At 46.1% G+C, this 20759-nt stretch carries 16 protein-coding genes; 9 read left to right on the top strand and 7 right to left on the bottom strand.

Features of this window, described 5'->3' with window-relative positions:
- The first annotated feature begins 6 nt into the window (after window positions 1-6).
- From ACRD67_RS11580 to ACRD67_RS11620, 9 genes are all read left to right on the top strand, one after another.
- Complete coding sequence (locus ACRD67_RS11580; RefSeq protein WP_430967310.1) at window positions 7-480, top strand: hypothetical protein; 474 nt, start codon at window positions 7-9, stop codon at window positions 478-480.
- Window positions 481-766: 286 nt separating this feature from the next.
- Window positions 767-1495, top strand: a complete 729-nt coding sequence (locus ACRD67_RS11585) for a hypothetical protein (RefSeq protein WP_430967311.1) — start codon at window positions 767-769, stop codon at window positions 1493-1495.
- Between the two features lie 12 nt (window positions 1496-1507).
- On the top strand, window positions 1508-1984 hold the full coding sequence (locus ACRD67_RS11590; RefSeq protein ID WP_430967312.1) for a T9SS type A sorting domain-containing protein: 477 nt from the start codon (window positions 1508-1510) through the stop codon (window positions 1982-1984).
- A gap of 7 nt (window positions 1985-1991) precedes the next feature.
- Window positions 1992-8705 (top strand): RHS repeat-associated core domain-containing protein, encoded by a 6714-nt coding sequence (locus ACRD67_RS11595; RefSeq protein ID WP_430967313.1) that lies wholly within the window; start codon window positions 1992-1994, stop codon window positions 8703-8705.
- Window positions 8706-8713: 8 nt separating this feature from the next.
- The gene (locus ACRD67_RS11600; protein WP_430967314.1) at window positions 8714-9160 is read left to right on the top strand and encodes a hypothetical protein; all 447 of its coding nucleotides are present in this window, start codon (window positions 8714-8716) and stop codon (window positions 9158-9160) included.
- A gap of 61 nt (window positions 9161-9221) precedes the next feature.
- Window positions 9222-9494: a hypothetical protein gene (locus tag ACRD67_RS11605; protein WP_430967315.1), complete on the top strand. Its 273-nt coding sequence runs from the start codon at window positions 9222-9224 to the stop codon at window positions 9492-9494.
- Between the two features lie 106 nt (window positions 9495-9600).
- The gene (locus tag ACRD67_RS11610) at window positions 9601-10020 is read left to right on the top strand and encodes a hypothetical protein (RefSeq protein WP_430967316.1); all 420 of its coding nucleotides are present in this window, start codon (window positions 9601-9603) and stop codon (window positions 10018-10020) included.
- Window positions 10021-10176: 156 nt separating this feature from the next.
- The gene (locus ACRD67_RS11615) at window positions 10177-10992 is read left to right on the top strand and encodes a hypothetical protein (RefSeq protein WP_430967317.1); all 816 of its coding nucleotides are present in this window, start codon (window positions 10177-10179) and stop codon (window positions 10990-10992) included.
- A gap of 348 nt (window positions 10993-11340) precedes the next feature.
- Window positions 11341-11856, top strand: a complete 516-nt coding sequence (locus tag ACRD67_RS11620) for an ORF6N domain-containing protein (protein ID WP_430967318.1) — start codon at window positions 11341-11343, stop codon at window positions 11854-11856.
- A 520-nt stretch (window positions 11857-12376) separates the two neighbouring features.
- Here ACRD67_RS11620 and ACRD67_RS11625 read toward each other — a convergent pair.
- The 7 genes from ACRD67_RS11625 to ACRD67_RS11655 all read right to left on the bottom strand — a co-directional run bounded on the left by ACRD67_RS11625 (window position 12377) and on the right by ACRD67_RS11655 (window position 20662).
- Window positions 12377-13300: an NAD(+)/NADH kinase gene (locus ACRD67_RS11625; protein ID WP_430967319.1), complete on the bottom strand. Its 924-nt coding sequence runs from the start codon at window positions 13298-13300 to the stop codon at window positions 12377-12379.
- Between the two features lies 1 nt (window position 13301).
- Window positions 13302-14285, bottom strand: a complete 984-nt coding sequence (locus tag ACRD67_RS11630; RefSeq protein ID WP_430967320.1) for an SPFH domain-containing protein — start codon at window positions 14283-14285, stop codon at window positions 13302-13304.
- 156 nt (window positions 14286-14441) lie between these two features.
- On the bottom strand, window positions 14442-15116 hold the full coding sequence (locus tag ACRD67_RS11635) for an NUDIX hydrolase (RefSeq protein WP_430967321.1): 675 nt from the start codon (window positions 15114-15116) through the stop codon (window positions 14442-14444).
- Window positions 15117-15174: 58 nt separating this feature from the next.
- Entirely contained in the window at window positions 15175-15696 is a 522-nt protein-coding gene (locus ACRD67_RS11640; RefSeq protein WP_430967322.1) for an O-acetyl-ADP-ribose deacetylase, read from the bottom strand.
- Between the two features lie 156 nt (window positions 15697-15852).
- Window positions 15853-18732 carry a beta propeller repeat protein gene (locus ACRD67_RS11645; RefSeq protein ID WP_430967323.1) on the bottom strand — a complete coding sequence of 960 codons (2880 nt, stop codon included), beginning with the start codon at window positions 18730-18732 and terminating at the stop codon, window positions 15853-15855.
- Between the two features lie 306 nt (window positions 18733-19038).
- Entirely contained in the window at window positions 19039-19515 is a 477-nt protein-coding gene (locus ACRD67_RS11650) for a methyltransferase family protein (protein WP_430967324.1), read from the bottom strand.
- A gap of 49 nt (window positions 19516-19564) precedes the next feature.
- Window positions 19565-20662, bottom strand: coding sequence for an NAD-dependent epimerase/dehydratase family protein (locus tag ACRD67_RS11655; protein WP_430967325.1), 1098 nt, complete (start codon window positions 20660-20662; stop codon window positions 19565-19567).
- Window positions 20663-20759: the final 97 nt, after the last annotated feature.

Raw genomic sequence — 20759 nt, forward strand, 5'->3', positions numbered from 1 at the left:
GAAATTATGAAGAAAGTACTGTTAGTTGCCGTTGTTGCCGTATTCGGTTATACGGTATCGGCCCAGGATGGTCTAAGGGTCGGCCTAAATGCCGGCATCCCGCTGGGGGACAAGGGGGATTTTGCCTCTTTTGTGGCCAATCTCGATTTTGAATATGATTTTTCCGTATCGGAAACGGTCCATGTTGGCGTAGGTTCGGGGGTTACCGTATACTCTGGCAAGGAGGACTTCGCCGATTTTAAATACGTTCCGATCCTTGCTTCGGTAGATTTGGAAGTGAGCGATGGCTTTTGGATCGGGGGCGATGTGGGTTATGGGGTTTCGCTGGAGTCCAACATAGACGGCGACCTGGTCTACCGCTTTCAGTTGCGGTATGCCGTTTCGGATCACTTTGACATTAACGGCCGGTTCAGTTCCTTTTCATCCGGGGATCTGGGCACGCTTTCCAACGCCAGTCTTGGGGTAGGGTTTCGATTCTAATAGGATCTGCTATAAAACAAAAAGGGGAGGCCAATGGCTTCCCTTTTTTTTGGCCCTTTTTTTCTTCCAAGCACCGGATCACGGGCAAATCTCACTTCCTTCTCAGGACAGGCGTCTTCCCACTTATTACCCAAATTGGCCGCGTATTACATCAGATTTCCTTTACAATAATTTAATCCCGAGTTTTAATTGGCGCATAAAAGACAATGGCCCTGGTATGGGCCGCCCTCTCCCTTCATTTAAGCTAGCTCCCAAGCGAAATGCGCCTAGTTAAAACCGATGGATTATGAAAAATACACTTTTGTTATTATGTGGGCTGCCCTTGTTCGCTATGGCCCAGACGAATACCTTTCCCGCTTCCGGGAATGTGGGGATTGGAACTACGGACCCTGGCAAGGAATTAGATGTCAGAGGAAAAGTTCAATCCTATGAATATGCCCTAGTAGATCGCTCGTTTGGCACTAATACAGATTATACGGCATTTTATAGGGAAGATACCGGTAGGGACCATGTGGTACTCAAACTAAGAATAGGTGACGATGCTGTGGGAAGTTTTAATATTGGCTATAGGTACTGGCAAACAGGAGAATGGATTTCAACCTTTTTTTTAAATAATTATGGCAATCTCGGCATCGGCACCACCACCCCAGATGCCAAACTCACGGTAAAGGGTAAGATCCATGCGGAGGAGGTGCGGATAGACCTTTCCGTACCCGCGCCCGACTACGTCTTTGCGGCCGATTACAATCTCCCCGACCTTAAGGAAATTCAAGATTATATCACGGAACATGGCCATCTGCCCAACATACCATCCGCTGCAGAAATGGAGGCCAAGGGCGTAGAGCTGGGTGTCATGAACATGAAACTCTTGGAAAAGATTGAGGAGTTGACGCTGTATACCATAGCACAGGAAAAACGGATTGAGGAGCTCTTGAGGTTCAAGCAAGAGCATAATCAAATAAAGCAAAAGCTAGACCAGCTCGAAACCATCCTGCGAAATCTATTGAAGAACTAAAATTTATGCACTATGAGAGCATTCCTGTTGTACGCAAGCTTTTATGTCTTTACCCTAATGTCCGGGCACGCCCAATCACAGTACAAAATTTCCTTTAGCTATGATGCTGCGGGCAACCAAACCTTGCGCAATCGTGTCTGTGTGAACTGCAGCCGTTCGGCCAAGGTGGCGGATTCCACCATCGTGGCCTCTGTAGAGGACCAAGGGGCTTCGATGGGAGAGGATTCTGAAAATTTCGGGGAGTCAGGAATCGTGATCTATCCGAATCCGGTCACGGATATCCTCACTCTGGAATGGCGGGATACCCGCAAAAAAGTAGCACAGTTGACCCTGTTTTCAGGGATTGGCCAGCAATTGTTCCAAAAAAGCATCAATACCCACCAGGGTACCATGGGCCTGAATTTTAGCACCTACGCTTCCGGAAGATATATCGTAGTTGTGCTGTACACGGACCGATCAAGCCACAGCTTTCATGTTATCAAAAAATAGCCGGGCTATGAAAAAACCCTTACTCATCTTAAGTTGTCTTTGTATCGCCTACTTCGGACATTCCCAGGATACCTTTACCTATAAAACAGTCAAAGCGTCCCGGGTTGCGGAGACTACAATAGCGCTCGAGGATGTTCCCCAGGAAACCGGAACCCCCGGCAGTAAATCCATAAATCTCTCCTCAAAGGGAGGCGGTACGGTAAACGGTGGTACGGTAGGAGAGCTTTCGGTATCCCCCACAGGTGCGGCCACCTATACGGTGCCCATTGACGTTCCCCCGGGATTGAACGGGGTACAGCCAGAGATTTTCCTAAATTTCAACAGCCAATCTGGGAACGGCTTGGCCGGCTGGGGCTGGAACGTTTCCGGGATTTCGGTGATCACCAGAATCCCAGCTACCCAATTTCACGATAATAAGATTGATGCGGTAGATTTTGATCTTGACGATCGCTTTTCGTTCGATGGGCAGCGCTTGATCCTAAAGACCGGCACCTATGGCACAAACGGGGCCGTCTACCAAACGGAAAAATATTCCAACATCAAAATTATTTCCTATGGCAGCCATCCCACCTCTGGTGTGTCCGGCCCAAGTTATTTCAAAGTACTCTATCCGGATGGGTCGTTGGCTTATTACGGGCATACCTCCAGCTCAGCGAATTCCAGGAGCCACACGGACTATGCCATCTCCTATTGGGAAAATCCGCAGGGCGTGCGCATCAAGTATTCCTATGCCAAAGCCAACAATACCTTGAGCATAGACAAGATTACCTATGGAAGCCGGGGTACAGCATCACCGATCAATGAGATCAAATTTGTTTTTGGAAGTCGGAAACGCAATGAACAATCTTATATCAACGGCATAGGGTTTATACGAAAAACCATATTGACACAAATAAAGGTAAAGGGAGGCAGCACACCGTATCGAAATTATGTATTACAACATGATGAAACCTCTTTGGGCTATGATCGCTTAACGAGCATTCGGGAAATGACAGGTGACAATTCCATAGGCCGTAGCCCGATAACCTTTACTTATGGTAACACAGCTGCTTCCATTAATTCAATAGAAAGGGTTTCACAGCTTACCGTACAGCACATTGAACAACGCAATGCCGAAGTTGTCTCTTTGGACATCTCCGGCAATGGCAAAATGGATTTTATCGTATACCCTAAAACCGGAACAGATGCCAAGAGAAAATTTTGGCTGTTCGATGATATCCAAGACGCTGGCAACCGTAATTTTCATACGGAAGTCAATACCGGCCGGTTCGAGGACATCTTTCCGGTAAGTTGGCTGAACCATCAGCAGAAATTATTGCCCAACCAAGGCTTGGCGGTTGTTCAGAACATCTCCAATAACCGCGTAAAGTTCAAGGTGCTGTCATCCGGGGGCGCCGTTGCGCCCATTGCCTATAAATATGAAAAAACCTGGAACGCCCCTACCTATACCGAAACTTCTTTTTGTGGTATTGCCCCACGCCAATATAGGATTCCCCAAAAATACCTTTCCGGCGATTTTGACGGGGATGGCCTCTCGGATATCATAGCCTTGGGCAAGCCGTATTCCTCTACCACTTGTTTGGAAGTGATTCCCAATCCCGGTGAGCCCTGTGGATTTGAAAGCAGTGACCCCCTTCCCAATGCGGCCAATGCCCAGAGTAGCGGTTCCGATACGCAAAACCAGGCTACGGCACAAAATGTTTCTTCGCCCCCCTGCTGCCAATGTGAAACTACCGCCTATTCTTCATCACGTATACATCTGATCAGATTGGACCGAAGGTTGACCAGTAATTTTGTTTCCGGAATTGGGTCCCTTTCCCGTGGCGTTCAGAATTCCGACAAGTTCCTGACCCTGGATGTCAACGGCGATGGCAAGACCGATATCCTGCAGTTTCGAGAGGGAAAAGTATTTGTATATGCCTTAAGTAATAATAATAGTGCTTTGCAATTGCTTTGGACGACCACGGATAGCCGGATAAAGCTGGAGTTCCCCATCTTGCCAGGGGACTACAACGGGGACGGCAAGGCCGATTTTATGATACCCACGGTAAACAACAACAGGACCTTTGCCACCTTCCTGTCCGCCGGAAACAATTTTGTGAAATCCGAAAAACTAGAGCCCTTTGAATACAAGGCCATAGATTTCAGCGTCAGGAATACGATATTCACCTATAATTTGATTCCTGTGGATATCAACGGGGATGGTCGTACCGATATCCTTGACTACCGTACCCGGACCCATCCCGCACCCCACCAAGGGCGTCAATGGGTCTATGTCTATCAGAATACAAAATCCACGTCCACAACCGTGGTTCCTAAATTCTCCGCTACCGGATCGGTACTTAGATATGGAAATTTAAGGCATTTCCCCATCCCAGTATTTCTTTCCTCGGATAGGCCCAACAGCAATCTGGACTTTGCCACTATCAGCGACCGCTATGTCACGTCCTTTTCGTTTACCAAGGACCATAGGGAGGATGTTACCTTAAAGCGGGTCACAAACAATGGCGTAACCACCCACATAAAATACGATCAGGTTAATCCCCACTATTCGGATACCGGCGATGCCGATTATTTTACTGCTTATTCCCCAAGCTATGGGCAAGCATACCCTTTTGTCAATATCAATGTGGCGCCTTCCTTTAAGGTGGTCCGGGAGTTGGTGCATACATGCTCCGGTCTTACCCGTACCCAAAGACTTTATTATAAGGGCGCGGTGTCCCATGCCGGAGGGTTGGGGTTTATAGGCTTTAGGGAACTGAAACGCTCCAATTGGTACGGGACCGGGGTGGGGACCTTATGGCATATCTCTAAGTACAATCCTTCGCTAAGGGGCACGATCACCGAGGAACTTACGGCAACCACCTCCATCTCCAACCCCAGTAAATACCTAAGCAAGACCAAGTATTTCTACGACGAGTTTTTGGTGGCCAATCGCGGTTCCCCGATCGCACCCGTATACCGGACGAGTATCAGTCGCAATGCGGCCATCCCGGGCCAGCAGACCGACGAGGCCGAGGAATTCATTACGCTCATCCCCGGCTTTAGTGCCAACGGCACCCATGGCACCTATTGGGCCAAGATCGTGCCACCGGAGCAGCAGCCCGGGGCCCCAGGCTATGCCGGGGTATACGACGTACGTTTAAAACGGCTGGAAAACCACAATGGCCTTACAGGGGTCCGTACTGCGGAAACCTATACCTATGATGCGTACAACAACCCTTTGAGCACCCTGACCAACTTTCCCGGAGGGAGTCGCACCGTAGCCCAACAGTACAGTACCAATACCGGGGCCGTCAACAGCTCGTACCATGTGGGCAGGCCCACCAGGACGATGGAAACGGTGCGTTTAAACGGCAACAGCTTTAGCACCGAGGAACGGTATACCTACAGCAACAATCTGGTTACCAAGATTCAAAAAAAAGGAAACGGCACCTCCTGGCTGACGGAGGATTTCCGGTACGATGCCAATGGCAACGTGCTTTCAAAGACCCTAAGCGGCCCTGGCATGACCGCCCGTACCGAGCGATTCGAGTATAGCGGCACCTATGGTTCCCGTTTTTTGACCAAGTCCATCGACATAGAGGGCCTGCAGACCGTGTTTACCTACCAGGCGGCCACGGGAAACCTGCTGAGTACCACCGATCCTTATAACCGTTCCACCAGCTTTGCATATGACAAATGGGACAGAATCTCCAAGGCGACCGACTATCTGTCCAAGGAAACGCGCCATACCTATACCGTACTGGGCGGTGGGGGCCTGCAACATAGGGTCGATCATGCCGATGGGGCCAAGGAATTGACCAATTACAACGCTTTTGGATGGGTCACCAGAACGGGGGTACTGAGCCTAAATAACACCTGGATTTACAAGGATTATGAATATGATGTAAGTGGGCGGAAAAAACGGGTGAGCGAGCCTCATGGCGGATCGCCCAGCCAGTGGACCACCTTCGCCTTTGATGCGGAAGGCCGTTTGGTTACCCAACAATGGTATACCGGGAGAACGATCAACACCAGTTATTCCGGGCTGTCCGTAACGGTAAACGATGGGATAAAGAGCACCACCACTACAATGGATGCCCTGGGCAATACGGTAAAGATACAGAACCCGGGCGGCACGGTAAACTATACCTACTTTGCCAATGGGACCATGAAAACTGCTGACCATGGCGGGCATGTAGTTACCGTGGGCATTGATGGCTGGGGGCGCAGGACACGCCTCAACGACCCCTCGGCGGGCACCTATACCTACACCTATAACAGCTTTGGGGAACTGTTGACCGAGACCACGCCCAAGGGCACCACCACCTATGCATACGATGCCTTTGGCAAACCGACCTCCAAGACCATGACAGGCGATTTGACGGACCATAGCCTGGCCTATGTGTACGACAATACCACCAAACTACTCACTACAATCAATGGGCGGGACCTCACCAACAGCAACAGGACCTATACCTATCAATATACCTACGACAGCTACAAACGCCCCGCTACGATTACAGAAAATACGGGCCTGGCCAGTTTTGAGCACCGGACCACCTACGACGGTTACGGACGGGTGCACAAGGAGACACAAATTGCGGCCCTGACAGGCGGTGCCTCCAAGACGGTGACCACCCGGAACGGCTACGACGCCTCCGGTATTTTAAAGGAGATCTGGAACGATGGCACGACGGACAGACTCTGGCAGTTGAACCGGCTCAATGCCCGGGGCCAGGCCCTTTCGGTAACATTGGGCAACGGGATGCACAGCACCAAGACCTACGATGCCTATGGCTACCTCACCGAAATAGAGGATAAGGAAAGCGGCACCGACCCCACCGTGGCGCTGCATATGGAATACGACTTTAATGAACAAAGGGGCACGCTTACCCGAAGGAAGAATTTTGGCTTTAACTGGCAGGAGAATTTTGGGTACGACAACCTGGACCGCCTTACCACTATCAGCGGGCATACTTCCCGGACCATGGCCTATGATGCGCGGGGGCGCATCACCAACAATTCCGCTTTGGGGAGCTATGCCTATACCGATACCCATAAGAAATATAGGCTCACGCAGATCGATCCCAACATGGCGGGCGGGACCTACTTTCAGCAACACCCCACCCAACAGATCAGCTATAATGCTTTTAAAAAACCTGTGGAAATCCGCCAAACGGACCATGGTAGGGCCAGTTTTGAATACGGCCCCATGATGAACCGCTCAACGGCCTATTACGGCGGGGAGGATGAGGCCAGGACCGATAGAAGGTACCGCAAGCACTATTCGGCCATTATCCCGGCAGAGATCGTGGAAGATAGGGATAGCAATACCACCAAGATCATCACCTATGTGGGCGGCGATGCCTATACCGCACCCATTGCCCATATTAAAGGAACCGGGACCGGTGGGGTGGACGAATACCATTACCTGCACCGGGACTATCTGGGCAGTATCCTGGCCATTACGGATGCCGATGGCGATGTAAAGGAGCAACGGCAGTTTGGTGCCTGGGGCACGGTAGACAAGTTCCGGGACAGCGGCACCGGCACCACTTTTGGCCATGGAAGCCTATTGGGGCGGGGCTATACGGGGCACGAACACTTTTTTGAAGTGGGACTGATCCATATGAACGGGCGGATGTACGATGCCCAGCTAGGGCGGTTTTTAGCACCGGACAATCACATCCAGGAACCCTTTAATCCCCAGAATTTTAACCGGTACAGCTATGCGCTGAACAACCCCTTGATGTATGTAGACCCGAGTGGGGAGTTTTTCTTGGAGATTGCTGCGCTAATTGATATTGCGGTTAAAGTTTTTTTTGTGGCCTCAGCAATTTTAGGAACCTATAGCTTTATAAAGAATTTTAGTGGTGGTTCGGGATCAAGGAGAAAGACGGTGCCCGCACCTAGCAATAATGGCAACAACTCCAAAATCTCCTCGAGCATATCCGGACCGTCACGAGGTAATCCGAAATACAATTTTGAACTTTCCGATCGATTCGAGTATAGTACACCGATTATTCCAAGTACTAATTTTGGGAACAACCACAGTGGGAGCGCATATGGAATTTCCCAAAATGGCAGTACCTTGCAGGGAAATGACGGTTTTGGCATTACGGCAGAGGATGTCGTGGATACCGCACTCGATTTTGTTCCCATAGCCGGTGGCATCAACGATATCCGTAAGGGGATCCGGGATGGCAATGGTTGGCAGGTGGCCCTGGGAGCGGGGTTTATCGTATTGGATGTTTTTACCCTTGGATCGGCCTCTTTAATAAAGGGGGCGGTAAAGACCGGGGTGAAAGTTGGGGCAAGGGCTGCAGCAAGGAACGCTGTAAAAGGTGGCGCCACTACCTGGAATCAGTTCCAAAAAATGACGGCCGGCCAGTTTGCCACCCGAGCGGAAGCGGGAGCGGCTTGGACAACTTTCAAAAAAAACAGTACAGTTTTAGGCTCCTACAATCCTGCTACCGGAGGTTACGTGGGATTGGCTGAAAAATTAGGCGCTAGATACTTTGATATACCTTCAAGGATTTGGAATAAAATGTCTTCAGCACAACGCTGGGCGGCGAATCAGAAATTTCTTGATAGAATGATTGCAAGAGGGGATAATATAATTCTTTCTAATTCTGCGTTTAGAGCAGAACCAGGAACGTATTTTTATAGAGAATTAAAGTACTTATATTCAAAAGGTTATAAACCTACCGTGGATGGAATGTCTTTAATTAAATAATTCATTTTATGGATGAAATTCTTAAATACGAAAATAGAGAAAAGCTTTACAAATTTTTAGTAGAGGAGTTTAGCTTGGTTAAAAAACTGGACAGATATAATCCGGATAGTTTTGGGAATTTCTTGATTGTTTTGGAAGCCAATGATTTTTTACTCACTTATGTCAACGACAGATCTTTTTTGACTATCAATATTGCCAGTAAGTTAGAACCAGATAATGGTTTTGCTTTATCTTTTGTAAGAGATTTTCTTTACAACCCTGATAATATGAATGCTGATGAGCAAGAAATGGATAATGTTAAACGAATCGAAGAATTGAATAGCTTCTTAAGAAGGGATTTTGCAAAAATCAGTGAATTGTTCAATGCTTACAATTACCCCGAAACAAAAAGAAAAATTGATGAGTTGCTGAAACAGCAATTTAAAAGAAGATATCCCGATAGCGAGGATTTATAACCCGTTGGAGCAGAAGTTCTTATTAAAAGGGGAATTATTTCACCATTCTAATAATACTGAAATGACAATACAAGAATTACATATAAAACTCAAAGAATTAGAAATTTCCGAAGAAAAATATTATTTGCACGGGGTTTATGGATCTACAAATGATGATGATAAACTTTCGCTGACAATTAAAAAAGGAAAGCATTTAACTAAATACGAAGTATATTATAAAGAGAAGGGGGAAAAACATTCAGTGAGAACGTTCACTGAGGAAGAAGATGCCTGCCAATATATCCATAAACGCCTAAAAGAAAATAAAGAAATGGAGAATAGGTATTCAAAATAATACACCTTCCGCTAACAGGGGTTCTAAATGTTTTTTATCAGATGGAGCAAAATATGATTAAGAATTATTTAAAACTTCATCCAAACGCATTTCAAATCATTAACTAATGGTTGAAGGAACAGAGTATTTAAAATCCGTAAAGTTCTTTTATTCCTTTCTAAAATCAGAATTTGGTTTTAGCAAAGTGAATGATACAGTTAATGGAAATGCTTTTTACGAAGTAGAATACAGAGATGAAGAAAAAGCAATTTCGATTTCTTATGAAAATATAGAGGATTACTTGGAAGTAATTGTATTTAAGCTATTGAATGGAGAAATACCGAACTATGATGATAAATCGCAAACGCTCCACATAAATCAGCTTAATAAATTGATTATGTCAAGAGTTAGTCAGACAGAGATAGATTCAAATGCCGAATACTTTTCTAGGTTTATACCAAAGGGCGAATTAGAAAGAAAGCTATTGAAAGGAGCAATAGAATTGAGGTTATGCTTAAGGCATTTTGACCAATTGGATCTCGTATAAGAAAATCTTCCGCTAGCGGGGGGTCAAAGTAAACCAAGTGTATCCGAAAAAGGTGAATTAATGGAATATAATTACTAGTATCTATATTTCTTAAATTTGATATATAAAGCAACAAGTTGTTATATACAATTGTTACCTGCAAGCTGAAAAAACCATATGAAGAAAACAATACTACTTATCTTATTGACAATTACAATTACTTCTTGCAACAGTCAAGAGGAAATTGATTTTAAAGTTGGCTATTTACCAAACCTTAATTACACATTAACGCAAAAGCAGATTTCGGAAAATAATGTAAAATATATCGCTTCGGACGAAATATTGCAGAATCTCAAAAACAATGGAATTGAAAATCCGTCAATTACAAAAGACACAAGTCTATTAAAAAGCATATCAAAAACTGGCGAACTGAATGGAAACGAATTTCCGATTGACATAGAGTTGTTAGAATCAAATAATCCGACTTTGGTTAGTGGAACCAAATTTTTCGGAAAAGCAGTTGACGGAAAAACTAAAATTGATTCTATTTCTTCAACGACAATGACAGAAGAAAAAAAGAGAACATTACTTCCAGCTATGGAATCGATGATGAACCAAATTAAATATCCAGAGAAGAAAATAAAAGTTGGGGAAAGTTTTGAGCAGAAAAACCCAATGTCGATCCCAATTGCAGATGTAACAATCGAAATGGAAATTAACTCAATTTATACTTTAAAAAAAGTAGAAAATGGAATTGGATATTTTGACCTTAACCAAGTCTACACTATAAAATCTGCGACAAAAGATTATGAAATGGAATTAGACGGAACAGGTGTTGGACAAATTGATTTCGATATTGAAAAACAATTCTTTACAAAGTTCTATTTAGAAATGGAAATGAATTTAAAAACTGAGTTAGAGGCGTTTAGTATTGAACTACAAACGAAAAGTATAACTGACCAAACGACAGACATCGAGAAAGCCAGCAGGTAACAATGTATATAAAAAATAGCGAAAGTTGTTGCTAACACCAAGGTTTGGGCCCCCAGCTAGCGCTCGCCTGCCTGCCGGCAGGCAGGTCTCCTCCTTCACCACTTGTCGTGGTTCCGGCGGACAAGTGTGACGAGTGCTTTTACCCACAGGTTTTTAAAAGTTGAAAGGTATTACAGACAGCAATAATGTGGGTTTGTAGTCTTATAATGATACTTGAAGAAAACTACTTAATCAACGACTTGGAAGACCTAAAGGAAGAAGTCAACAAATACCACCTGATTGGATAAAGCCAAACTTGATATCACAAATTGTGACGTCAAGTCTTTTCATTTACATATCATAAAGAGTATGGGGGATAAACTGATTATACCCGATGAAGTAGTTGCAAGTAAGATTTACTACATACGTGACCAAAAAGTAATGTTGGACAGCGATTTGGCTGAACTCTACGAAGTAGAAACAAGGGTTTTGAACCAACAAGTAAAACGTAATTTGGATAGGTTTCCAGAAGATTTTATGTTCCAGCTATCGGAAAACGAATGGGAAACTCTGAAGTCGCAAAGTACTACATCAAGCTGGGGTGGACGAAGAAAAGCACCTTATGTATTTACGGAACACGGTGTACTGATGTTGTCAAGCGTTCTGAACAGTAAAAAGTCAATTGCTGTGAACATCCAAATAATGAGAGTTTTTACCAAGCTTCGTGAAATGCTGATGGACAATCTGAACTTAAAGCTCGAAATTGAGGAAATCAAGAAGAAACTGTCCAACCAGAGCAAGAACATAGAATTGGTGTTCAATTATTTGGATGAACTTATTGAAAAAAAGGAAAAGCCCAAAAATAAAATGGGCTACAAGAAATAGTCCCCTCCACTAGCGCCACACCTTCTTCTCCACCCACTTATTACCCCATGGCACCACATATTACTTGACGTTTTTCATTTAAACCTTATTTATGGTACTTAGTGTTTGTAACCGCTGCTGGGCATGCTCCATAGGGGTAGTCTCCTCTTTTACCAATTGTGACAGTTTCGGTGGATAAGTCTGAGAGGGCTGTTTCCGGCCTTTGAATGAAAAAGATGGACCTACAGAAATGGCAGGTATTTTAAAATAATTAAAAAATGAGAATAATTAAGATTGAAACCCTTCTAGCGGGGTCCAAGACCTCAGTCAAAGGAGCTGTGAACAAATACTTTCGTAAGAAAGCAAGGAAGGCTTTACGGAAGGGAGCCAAATCAAGAAGGGCCACTAGGAATGGATAAACAATTGTTGGTGAAGTAATGAAGCCGTAAGCACCTGGGAAGAAGAACATAAGACCCTTACAAGGCTGCTTTTACCTACTGAAATCATATCCAAACCATTTGAGAAGTGTAAAAGTCATTTTTTACATAATCAAATTCGCCTTCTCTTTGGCTACGCCAATCTCTACGATGCTTCCTGAATTGAAGTTCAAAAAATCAGATTCAATACCATCGCTAAAGATTACCCCTTTGGTGGGCATTTTAGATTCGATTTTTAAAGTTTTTCGTTTTGCAATGACACCATACCCTAGGTCTATTTGGGACATTTTGCTCAAAAAGGGTTCGCGAACCACAAACAGGAGCTTATCATCATCCCAATCCAAACCGCAATCGAATTCCTTTTTCTGTTGGTAAAAGTATTGCGTGATATTGTTGGTCATGTTAAAAACGGAGCTGATCCATCCAGTGGAGCCCGCTCCGGTCGAAACCAATATGCCACTGGAAGATTGATGCTCCCTGGTCCCGCCAAATTCCAGAACGTAGCGAGAAGATATATGGGAAGCGGCCCCAATGTAAAAATCATTAAAGGCCAATAAGGATTGTCCGTCATTCATGACGGCTTTTGCCATGGTCACCTGTTTTGAATCATGGTTACCTTCAACGCAACTTTTGATGGCCGATAAAAAGGTTTCCGGGACATGGGGCAATAAAACACCATCATATCTTTCCATATCCGGGTTTATGGCTACAATGGGAAGTCCGTTTACATATTTGGCAGTGTTGGCCACCAAACCGTCCTGCCCAAGGACTACGATCATATCTCCTTCTGCAAATAGATACGTGGGTAAAAAGGAACGAAAAAGGACTTTGTGCTTAAACAGGGGGGAGAGGCACTGTTCTACCTGTTTCAAAGCGGTGTAAAAGGTATTGTGCTCCTGTTCATAGAAACCAAAATCCTCTCCGGAGCGTTCCAGATAAAACTTGGCTTGAGCTTTGGAGTTGAATCGCTCTACGAGCTGCTCAAGCCTTGTTTTATCCCTAATGATGACCACTTTTTCCAGTTCCATTTTACTTGGTCTTTGTGCCCATTATTGCGTTCAACAGATCGGGCGAGATATTAAGGTTACCAATCTTGTCGGCATTTTCGGCCAGCTCCCTAAAAGCTAAGGCTATATTGTTTTTAGCGTCGATTCCTCTGGAATTAATGGCCATTAGCGTCTTCCAATCCAGTTCTTTATAGGGACGGAGGGAAGCATGTAAAACGTATTCCTTGGCATCTGCTTCCTTCTTCTCGTTTTCGACCTTAAGGTCTATGAGTTGTTGCTTTTGATCTTCCAAGGAAATGCTTGAAGTCATTTCCATTTCTTTGAGCTTTTGCTCGTTTTCCTGTTTTACCACTTCGGTCTCCATTTGTTTTTCGGCAATCTGTTTTTGCTTTTCTTCCACGGCGATCTCCGTGTTTAATTCACTCTCTTTAATGGTACGCTCCTGCTCTACGGCGAAGTTCCTGCGCTCATAGATCGCTTGGTCCGCTTCCTTCTGCAAAGATTCCCGCGTTTGGGCCTCCAAGGCCCTGGCCATTTCAGGATTGGGAGTAACCCCCAACACGTTGACACTTAAAATTTCGAGCCCAAGCATCTGTACCGTTTTGGAGTTTTGAACGCTATCCAAAATTTGAGTTTCTATTTGCTGCAATTGTCTAAGCGCTTCTTTAAGGCTTAATTTTTGGATAACGCCTGCAGAGGCGGTTTGGGCCTCATTGATAATCCGCTGTTGAATTTTCTCATTATCGTCCTTAAGGTAATTTCCCTTGCTGTTTACTGTGAAGTCCAATACCTCGGCCAATTGTTTTGGGTCTTTTACCTTATAGGTGATCTGTCCTTGGATGGATACTTCCTGATAATCCTTGGTAGTTTCCTTAAAGATGAATTGAAAATCCTTACTCTCCATAGGAATGGAAACGATGGAGGAGTTGGGAGCAAAGTAGAAGAAAGATAAGCCCCTGCCTTCGTTCTTGGTCTTTCCATTTTTAAAATGGATTACGTGGTTCATTGAATCGAATTTGATATAGTTAATTCCAAACATAATACAGAGTTTTAAAAATTAATTTGCGTATCTATTACACAAATATAAAAGACGTTTTTTTAACACGCAAGATATTTTGTGTTTTTTTTACACAAATTAAATATCTAAACGTAAATCGAGAGCTTAAATTTCGAAGATGATGCCTTCTTTTTTAAGTTGGAAGTATCGTTTCTTGTTGAAGCTGAAAAGACTACCTGGCCTTCCCGGGCCTTTGGAAACCTTCTCATCCAGTTCATCCAGTACTTTTAGGCTTGCAATTTTCTTTTTGAAGTTTCTTCGATCAATTTCCCTGCCCAATAGGGTAGTGTACAGTTTTTCAAGATCGGAAAACGGAAATTTTTTCTCCAGTAGTTCAAAACCAATAGGTTCGTATGTGATTTTTCCTTGGAGTCTTTCAATGGCCGTTGCTACTATTTTCCTATGATCAAAGGCAAGCTTGGGTAAACTATTAATATTGAACCATTCCGCTTTTTTGGCATCCGTGGAGGCGCTAAGTTTAAATGTATTTGGTTTTACAAGTCCAAAGTAAGCCACAGAAACCACTCGGCCCCTGGAATCGCGCCCAAGGCCACCAAAGGTATACAGTTGTTCCAGATAGTTGATCTTAACACCGGTCTCTTCAGAGAGTTCCCTTTCCACCGCCTGTTCCAGGGTTTCATCTGCCAATACAAACCCACCTGGAAGGGCCCAGGAATCTTCATAGGGCTTATACTTGCGTTTTACCAGAAGTACGGAGATATTCCCCGACTCGTACCCAAATACAACCGCATCTACGGTAAGCTGGATGGTGCTGTTCATTATATGCGTATAATATACGCAAATATAAAACAAAGATTAGAATTATGGAATTGCTCGGTTAATACGCCGCATTCAACCTTTCAATTTCCCTTTTGTAAATGGCGTAATTTTCTTTATCAAAACAGACAAATACGACTTTTTCCATGAAGGACCGTTGTTCTTTTACCGTTTGAATCGCGATGGCAGCTGCTTTTTCTTTAGGGAATCCGTAAATCCCTGTACTAATGTTCGGAAATGCAATGGACTTTAATTCATTTTCATTCGCAAGCTTTAAACTGTTTACATAGCAATTCCGTAGTTTTTCCTCTTCCGAGGACGCTCCGTTGTTCCAACGGGGTCCGACCGTATGGATAACATTTTTGGCCGGTAGATCACCGGCGGTCGTAATAACCGCTTCGCCCACTTTACAACCCCCTTGCCTGTTTCTGATCTTTATACAGGCCTCCAGAATTTGTTTTCCCCCGGCTTTGTGTATTGCTCCGTCCACTCCGCCACCCCCGAGCAAAGAAGTATTGGCAGCGTTGACGATGGCATCGATTTCCAATGTGGTAATATCGCCTTGAAGTAATTCAATTTTCATTGCCCAATTTTGCGGATAAAATTTACCTAATGGATATAAAATTAGTTATTCCAACGGTTAGGTCACGCAATTTCTGGAATTTATTGACATGGATTTCCGCCAGCGGCAGATCCGCCCCATTCGGATACTATAGGTACAAGAAACACTTTGCACTCGCTATTGTTTATTTTCTGGGGTATCTGAAACCGTGATCCGCAGATCGATTAGCTCTTCAATTACGCCTTCGTCCGTTTGTTGCCGAACGATGATCTTATGGTTGCCAACACCAAACACCGGAGGGATCGGGAATCTGAATACACCCTTGTCGTCAAATTGAGTTTGTCCTTCCCCCTCGATATCGACCTCATTGCCGTTGATTTGTATGGTGACGGGAAATTGCGGGTCCAGACCATAGGCCACGATTTGGAGATTTTTGACCCTACTTATAGGCACGCCCAGTTCACCGTCCATGTTGAGCCGTATGATCGGGGCTTTGGGACGAACCGTGGGCAGTTGTGTGGAATCGACCTCCTTTTCACTGAGAACAAGCCCTTTCAGCAGATCACCCTCCAAATAAATGCCCTTTACCAACGTTTTCCGATCTAGGAGATCCACAAGATCTTTGTTCTCATAAAGCAGTCCGTTACCGCCACTTCCTATACTGACCTTTACAGGGATGGGGATGGCCCCGCCTTTATGGTCGTATCCTTCAAAAGCACCCCCATCGATAAAGATCTCAGAGACTTTATCCGACTCCTTATCGTAGCTAAGGTCCGTGATATGGGCATTTTTGAGAAGGAAAAAACCACAGGAAGTACAATCTTCGGCGATTACAAGCTGCTTTAAGGGTGTTAGGGAACCCCTGGACCACAGTACAGGCTCCTCCGGAATTTGTACAAAGGGCAAGCTTACCACCGGTCCTGGACAATCATAGCGGAATCGCCATAGACCGCGACCATAGGACGAAATGACCACTTCACCCTCCTCAGGGAAAAAGAAAGAACTTACATAGGGGATATTTTCGGAGCCTTCCACCTTTTCCCAGCTGCCACCACCATCAAAAGTCTGAAAAACTCCAGCGTGTTGGGTCCCTACCATAATATGACCCCAACATTCGGGGTCAAAACCGAAACTACTGATCTGGGAGAATCGGTCCCAGTGAAATTTAAACTCGCCCGAGTTGGTGACCAGATCCGTTAGGTTGGCATCATCCATCCAGCTAATGCCACCGTCTATAGTTTTTCTGACCACATCGTTCTCGATATCGGGTACCATAATAAAATTTGGATCGCCCGGGTTTACACCAAACACTTCGTACCAGGCAAACATAGTGGGGAAGGTGCCTAGGTTGCCATATCCGGTAAGTTCGGATTGCACGACCGTAGACCCTAGGAAGCCAGAGATCCGTTGCAATCGTATATTGGGCGCGCCGTTGGTGGTGCCGGGCTTACGAATGGCCAGGTAGATAATGGGGTTGGTGGGAGGCCCTACCGCCAGCGGTAAATTCATAGCAACCTCGGGGAGGCCTACTGGAGAGGTCCAGTTGCCGCCGGTATTGGTAGTTCTGGCCAACCGCCACGCGGTGGAATCGAGGTTGAAGTGCTGCTGTGCATAAAACTGGGGTTTGATCAACGAGGGATTACCGCTATTCCTAGGAGGGTTGTTCCAAGCAGCCTGTGAGGTAAGAACGGGCCCGGAGCTGTAATTGCCACAACCGGCACATGCTACCCCCGTATGGGTGGTCTGTGCCCCGGAAAGCGGCCCCCTTGGAACATGTAAATAAAAGCCCTCGCAGCACCTTTTGTAGGGCCAGGTGGCCCCGTAATCTGGGGAGGCCCAAATATCGTTGTCCTGGGTTGCAAAATAGAGGTCGGTCTCACCGATATCACTGGCTTTTTGCCCGGTTACCTCGGTAATCTGCAGGGCGGCATATCCGTCACCGCCCGCTCCGGCCATGGTCCAACTGGCGCCATTGTCCGTGGTTTTGTGAACGCCCCCATCGCTAGCCAGTAATATTGGGGTTTTTCCGTCGGTCGCAAAACCCATGTCCGCTGGGTCGCAGTGGTCCGAGCTAATGTTGTTCCAGGGACCGAACCCGTGAATGGCCCCGTGAATGACCTCGCGCCGCCTCAACTGGCATCCTCCATCACTGTAGTACAGGTCTATCTTGTTATTGCCCCCATTGAGTGCCGCTTCAGTCAATAGCACAAAGGGGGGGCGATTCCAACCGTTCTGGCTCACAATAACGCTCCAATTGGTACCAAAGTCCTGCGAGTAATACAGGCCGTTCTTGGCATCCCCACCAGCACTAAAGTTGAATGTAAAATAAATGTGTTGACTGTTTTGCTTGGATACCGCAATCTGATTATGCTGTCCGGCCCCGCGATTGCCCGGTAAACCGACGGTACTGGTAGTCCAGCTGCTTCCCCCGGTGGTGGAGACGCGTACGGCATTTCCACTGAGTACCACCATCTTATCGGCCGCCGGGGTGATTACCGCACGTATGGAGTTTGCGCCAAGTCCAGTGGCCCCGGACAAAAAGTCCCAGGTGGCGCCCTGATCATCGCTATAGAAAAGACCGCAGTCCGTACCGGCCCAAAGCCTTCCGTTGGAGGTATCAAAGGAAAGGCAATGCGCGGCCATGGTGTTGGTGCAGTTGGCTGAGGGGGTATTCATAGTGGCCTTGGACCAGTTTTGTCCCCCGTCGGTACTTCGGTAGATTCCGCCACCGCTCACCGTTTTGGAATCCACGTTGGCAGCGGCCACCACAATATTGGGATCTGTGGGAACGAACATCACGTCCCTAAAAACGAAGCTGCTTGTCTTGCTTACGTGACCCCAAGAATCTCCTTGGTTCCCACTTCTGAAGAGCCCCCCGGTCTCGGAGGCAACAACGATCGTATTATTGGAGGTAGGGCTCATTGCCACGGCCACGGCCCTCCCGCCGTTCGGGATATCGGGCTGTCTGGAGGTAAGTTTGGCGCATGTGCAATTGGTAAAGAACAACGGGCTGATTAGCAGGAGAAACACATGGGTTCTCGTAAGCTTGAATGTCATGACAGTAAATTTAATTTCGTTTAAAAAGGAAAGTGCAATAGTGAAATCACGCTAAAGTATACTGCTCGCAAACCAGCAGTTTATTCATACCGAATAGGTCAGATAATTCTAAATATAGGGACAGTTAAGGGATTTTTTTCAGATTTATGTGCAATCGGTGGGATATTTTGTATGAATGATAAGGAAATAAGCTGCATGCGCACTTAAAACCTTCAACAGTTTAAATACATCTTAAGAAAATTGCATTCAAGTCCACTCCCCGCTACCGTTGGCCCCATATGGGCCGAGCATACAATTTTCCATCCCTTATAACCACCGCCTCACTTTTTTGGCATAGGCCGCATAAGCTTCCGGAAATTTGGATTTTAGATAGGTTTCTTCCGGCAGAACCAATAGAAAGTGCATGAGTAGCACGGCGATCAGGGATCCGATCATCCAGGCCACGAAATTGAAGCATACGCCCAAACCCAGTACCAGTAAGCCGCACCCCAAATAGGTGGGATTCCGCATTTTGGCATAAATACCCCATTGTATGATTTCCGTAGTGGGTGTTCCTGGTGCCGAAGGTTGCTTTGCCTGGTTTAGCGCTTGCTTGCTCTGGGCTATCAGTACCATGCCCATTATGGTAATTAGTGTTCCAAGAGCAATTCTACTATAAATGGATAGGGGCAAGGACCAGTCCCAGAAGAGGAAATATTCCACCAGCGCTCCCAGGCCAAAAATGACCACTAACAGAAAATCGGACGTTCGGTAGATCGAGCTATGGGCGGCATCTTTTTTCATAAGGTCCAGGGCTTAGGATGTAGCTCCGGGATGTAAGTCGCGACAGTTTTCAACCTTGTTTCAATTGCGCAAGCACCTCCAGTTCCCTGGCGCGTTCCAGTCCCACAGCCTCTTCGCCGGTGCCAAAAACGATATTGGGATTTCCTTCTTGCTGATGCCAGGCCAGGCAGTCGTCCAAGGTCTTTTCCAAGGGGGTATGGCTAAAGCCTGCGGCGATGGATTTGGCATTGCCGATCTGCATAAAGTAATCGTCCGAGATCGGTGCCCATAGTGGCAGATCGCTCCAGGCATATACTTCCTGTGTGCTTAAGAACTCCTGGCTGGACCAATGCAATTCGGAACTTGAATTTAGGTGCGTCCTGGCAGTTTCCAAAAGGGTTTTCCAGCTTAGGGTCTCCTTGGTAGGTCCCACGCAGTTATAGGCGCCAATAGCCTTGCGTTCCGCGGCTGTGATGGCGAAGTTGCCCACATCATTGACGTCTATAAATTGTACGGGGTCGCTGCCGTTACCGGGCGCCAGGATGCTTTCGTTCCGCTGCAGCTTGATCAGCCAGTACAGGAGGTCATAAGCGGGATCGCGCCATCCCTTGATGGGTCCCGGCCTAAGTATGGTATGGTGCTTCGGAAAACGACTGGCGACCAGTGCCTCCGAGGCCGCCTTTTCTTCGGCATACCCCCAGTCCGCTTTATCGGAGGGCAAGGACACCATAGGATAGTCCTCGGCCCGGTTGGGGACCTCAAAATCCTTATAGACGGCCACGCTGGAAATAAATACGTAGTGTTTTGTATGGTTTTGTAGCGCTGAGGTGGCTTCATCCACCAATTTGGACTGTTGTGGCCATACATCAATGACCACATCCCATTCCTGCTGTGTTAGGGGTTCATAGGCCATCATCCCTTTTTCTCTATCCCCTTTGATCAGGGGCAATTCGTTAAACAGCTCGGGATTGGTGATGCCCCGGTTAAAAAGCGTGATGCGATGTCCTTTTTGGCGTCCGGCCTTTACAATAGCCTGCCCTAGAAAGTCGCGCCCGCCCAGCACCAGGATATTCAGGCCGTTGGAAGGATTATGGCAGGACGCCAAGGGTTGGGTGGCCAGCAACAGGCCGGCAGCCCCCAGGGATTCTATAAAATATCGTCGTTTCATTGGGCTAAGTGATTGTGTGTTACTTCCTAAGATATCAAAAAAGAGGATGTGCCTTGGAAGAGATAACACTTTTTAACAGCCTAATGTTTCCGAGAGC

It is taken from the genome of Eudoraea algarum (assembly GCF_050589645.1).
GTDB lineage: Bacteria > Bacteroidota > Bacteroidia > Flavobacteriales > Flavobacteriaceae > JBNGOQ01.

Excerpts from the sequence above, each read along its gene's own strand:
- ACRD67_RS11580 (WP_430967310.1), top strand. The coding sequence starts at position 7 with ATGAAGAAAGTACTGTTAGTTGCCGTTGTTGCCGTATTCGGTTATACG.
- ACRD67_RS11585 (WP_430967311.1), top strand. The coding sequence starts at position 767 with ATGAAAAATACACTTTTGTTATTATGTGGGCTGCCCTTGTTCGCTATG.
- ACRD67_RS11590 (WP_430967312.1), top strand. The coding sequence starts at position 1,508 with ATGAGAGCATTCCTGTTGTACGCAAGCTTTTATGTCTTTACCCTAATG.
- ACRD67_RS11595 (WP_430967313.1), top strand. The coding sequence starts at position 1,992 with ATGAAAAAACCCTTACTCATCTTAAGTTGTCTTTGTATCGCCTACTTC.
- ACRD67_RS11600 (WP_430967314.1), top strand. The coding sequence starts at position 8,714 with ATGGATGAAATTCTTAAATACGAAAATAGAGAAAAGCTTTACAAATTT.
- ACRD67_RS11605 (WP_430967315.1), top strand. The coding sequence starts at position 9,222 with ATGACAATACAAGAATTACATATAAAACTCAAAGAATTAGAAATTTCC.
- ACRD67_RS11610 (WP_430967316.1), top strand. The coding sequence starts at position 9,601 with ATGGTTGAAGGAACAGAGTATTTAAAATCCGTAAAGTTCTTTTATTCC.
- ACRD67_RS11615 (WP_430967317.1), top strand. The coding sequence starts at position 10,177 with ATGAAGAAAACAATACTACTTATCTTATTGACAATTACAATTACTTCT.
- ACRD67_RS11620 (WP_430967318.1), top strand. The coding sequence starts at position 11,341 with ATGGGGGATAAACTGATTATACCCGATGAAGTAGTTGCAAGTAAGATT.
- ACRD67_RS11625 (WP_430967319.1), bottom strand. The coding sequence starts at position 13,300 with ATGGAACTGGAAAAAGTGGTCATCATTAGGGATAAAACAAGGCTTGAG.
- ACRD67_RS11630 (WP_430967320.1), bottom strand. The coding sequence starts at position 14,285 with ATGAACCACGTAATCCATTTTAAAAATGGAAAGACCAAGAACGAAGGC.
- ACRD67_RS11635 (WP_430967321.1), bottom strand. The coding sequence starts at position 15,116 with ATGAACAGCACCATCCAGCTTACCGTAGATGCGGTTGTATTTGGGTAC.
- ACRD67_RS11640 (WP_430967322.1), bottom strand. The coding sequence starts at position 15,696 with ATGAAAATTGAATTACTTCAAGGCGATATTACCACATTGGAAATCGAT.
- ACRD67_RS11645 (WP_430967323.1), bottom strand. The coding sequence starts at position 18,732 with ATGACATTCAAGCTTACGAGAACCCATGTGTTTCTCCTGCTAATCAGC.
- ACRD67_RS11650 (WP_430967324.1), bottom strand. The coding sequence starts at position 19,515 with ATGAAAAAAGATGCCGCCCATAGCTCGATCTACCGAACGTCCGATTTT.
- ACRD67_RS11655 (WP_430967325.1), bottom strand. The coding sequence starts at position 20,662 with ATGAAACGACGATATTTTATAGAATCCCTGGGGGCTGCCGGCCTGTTG.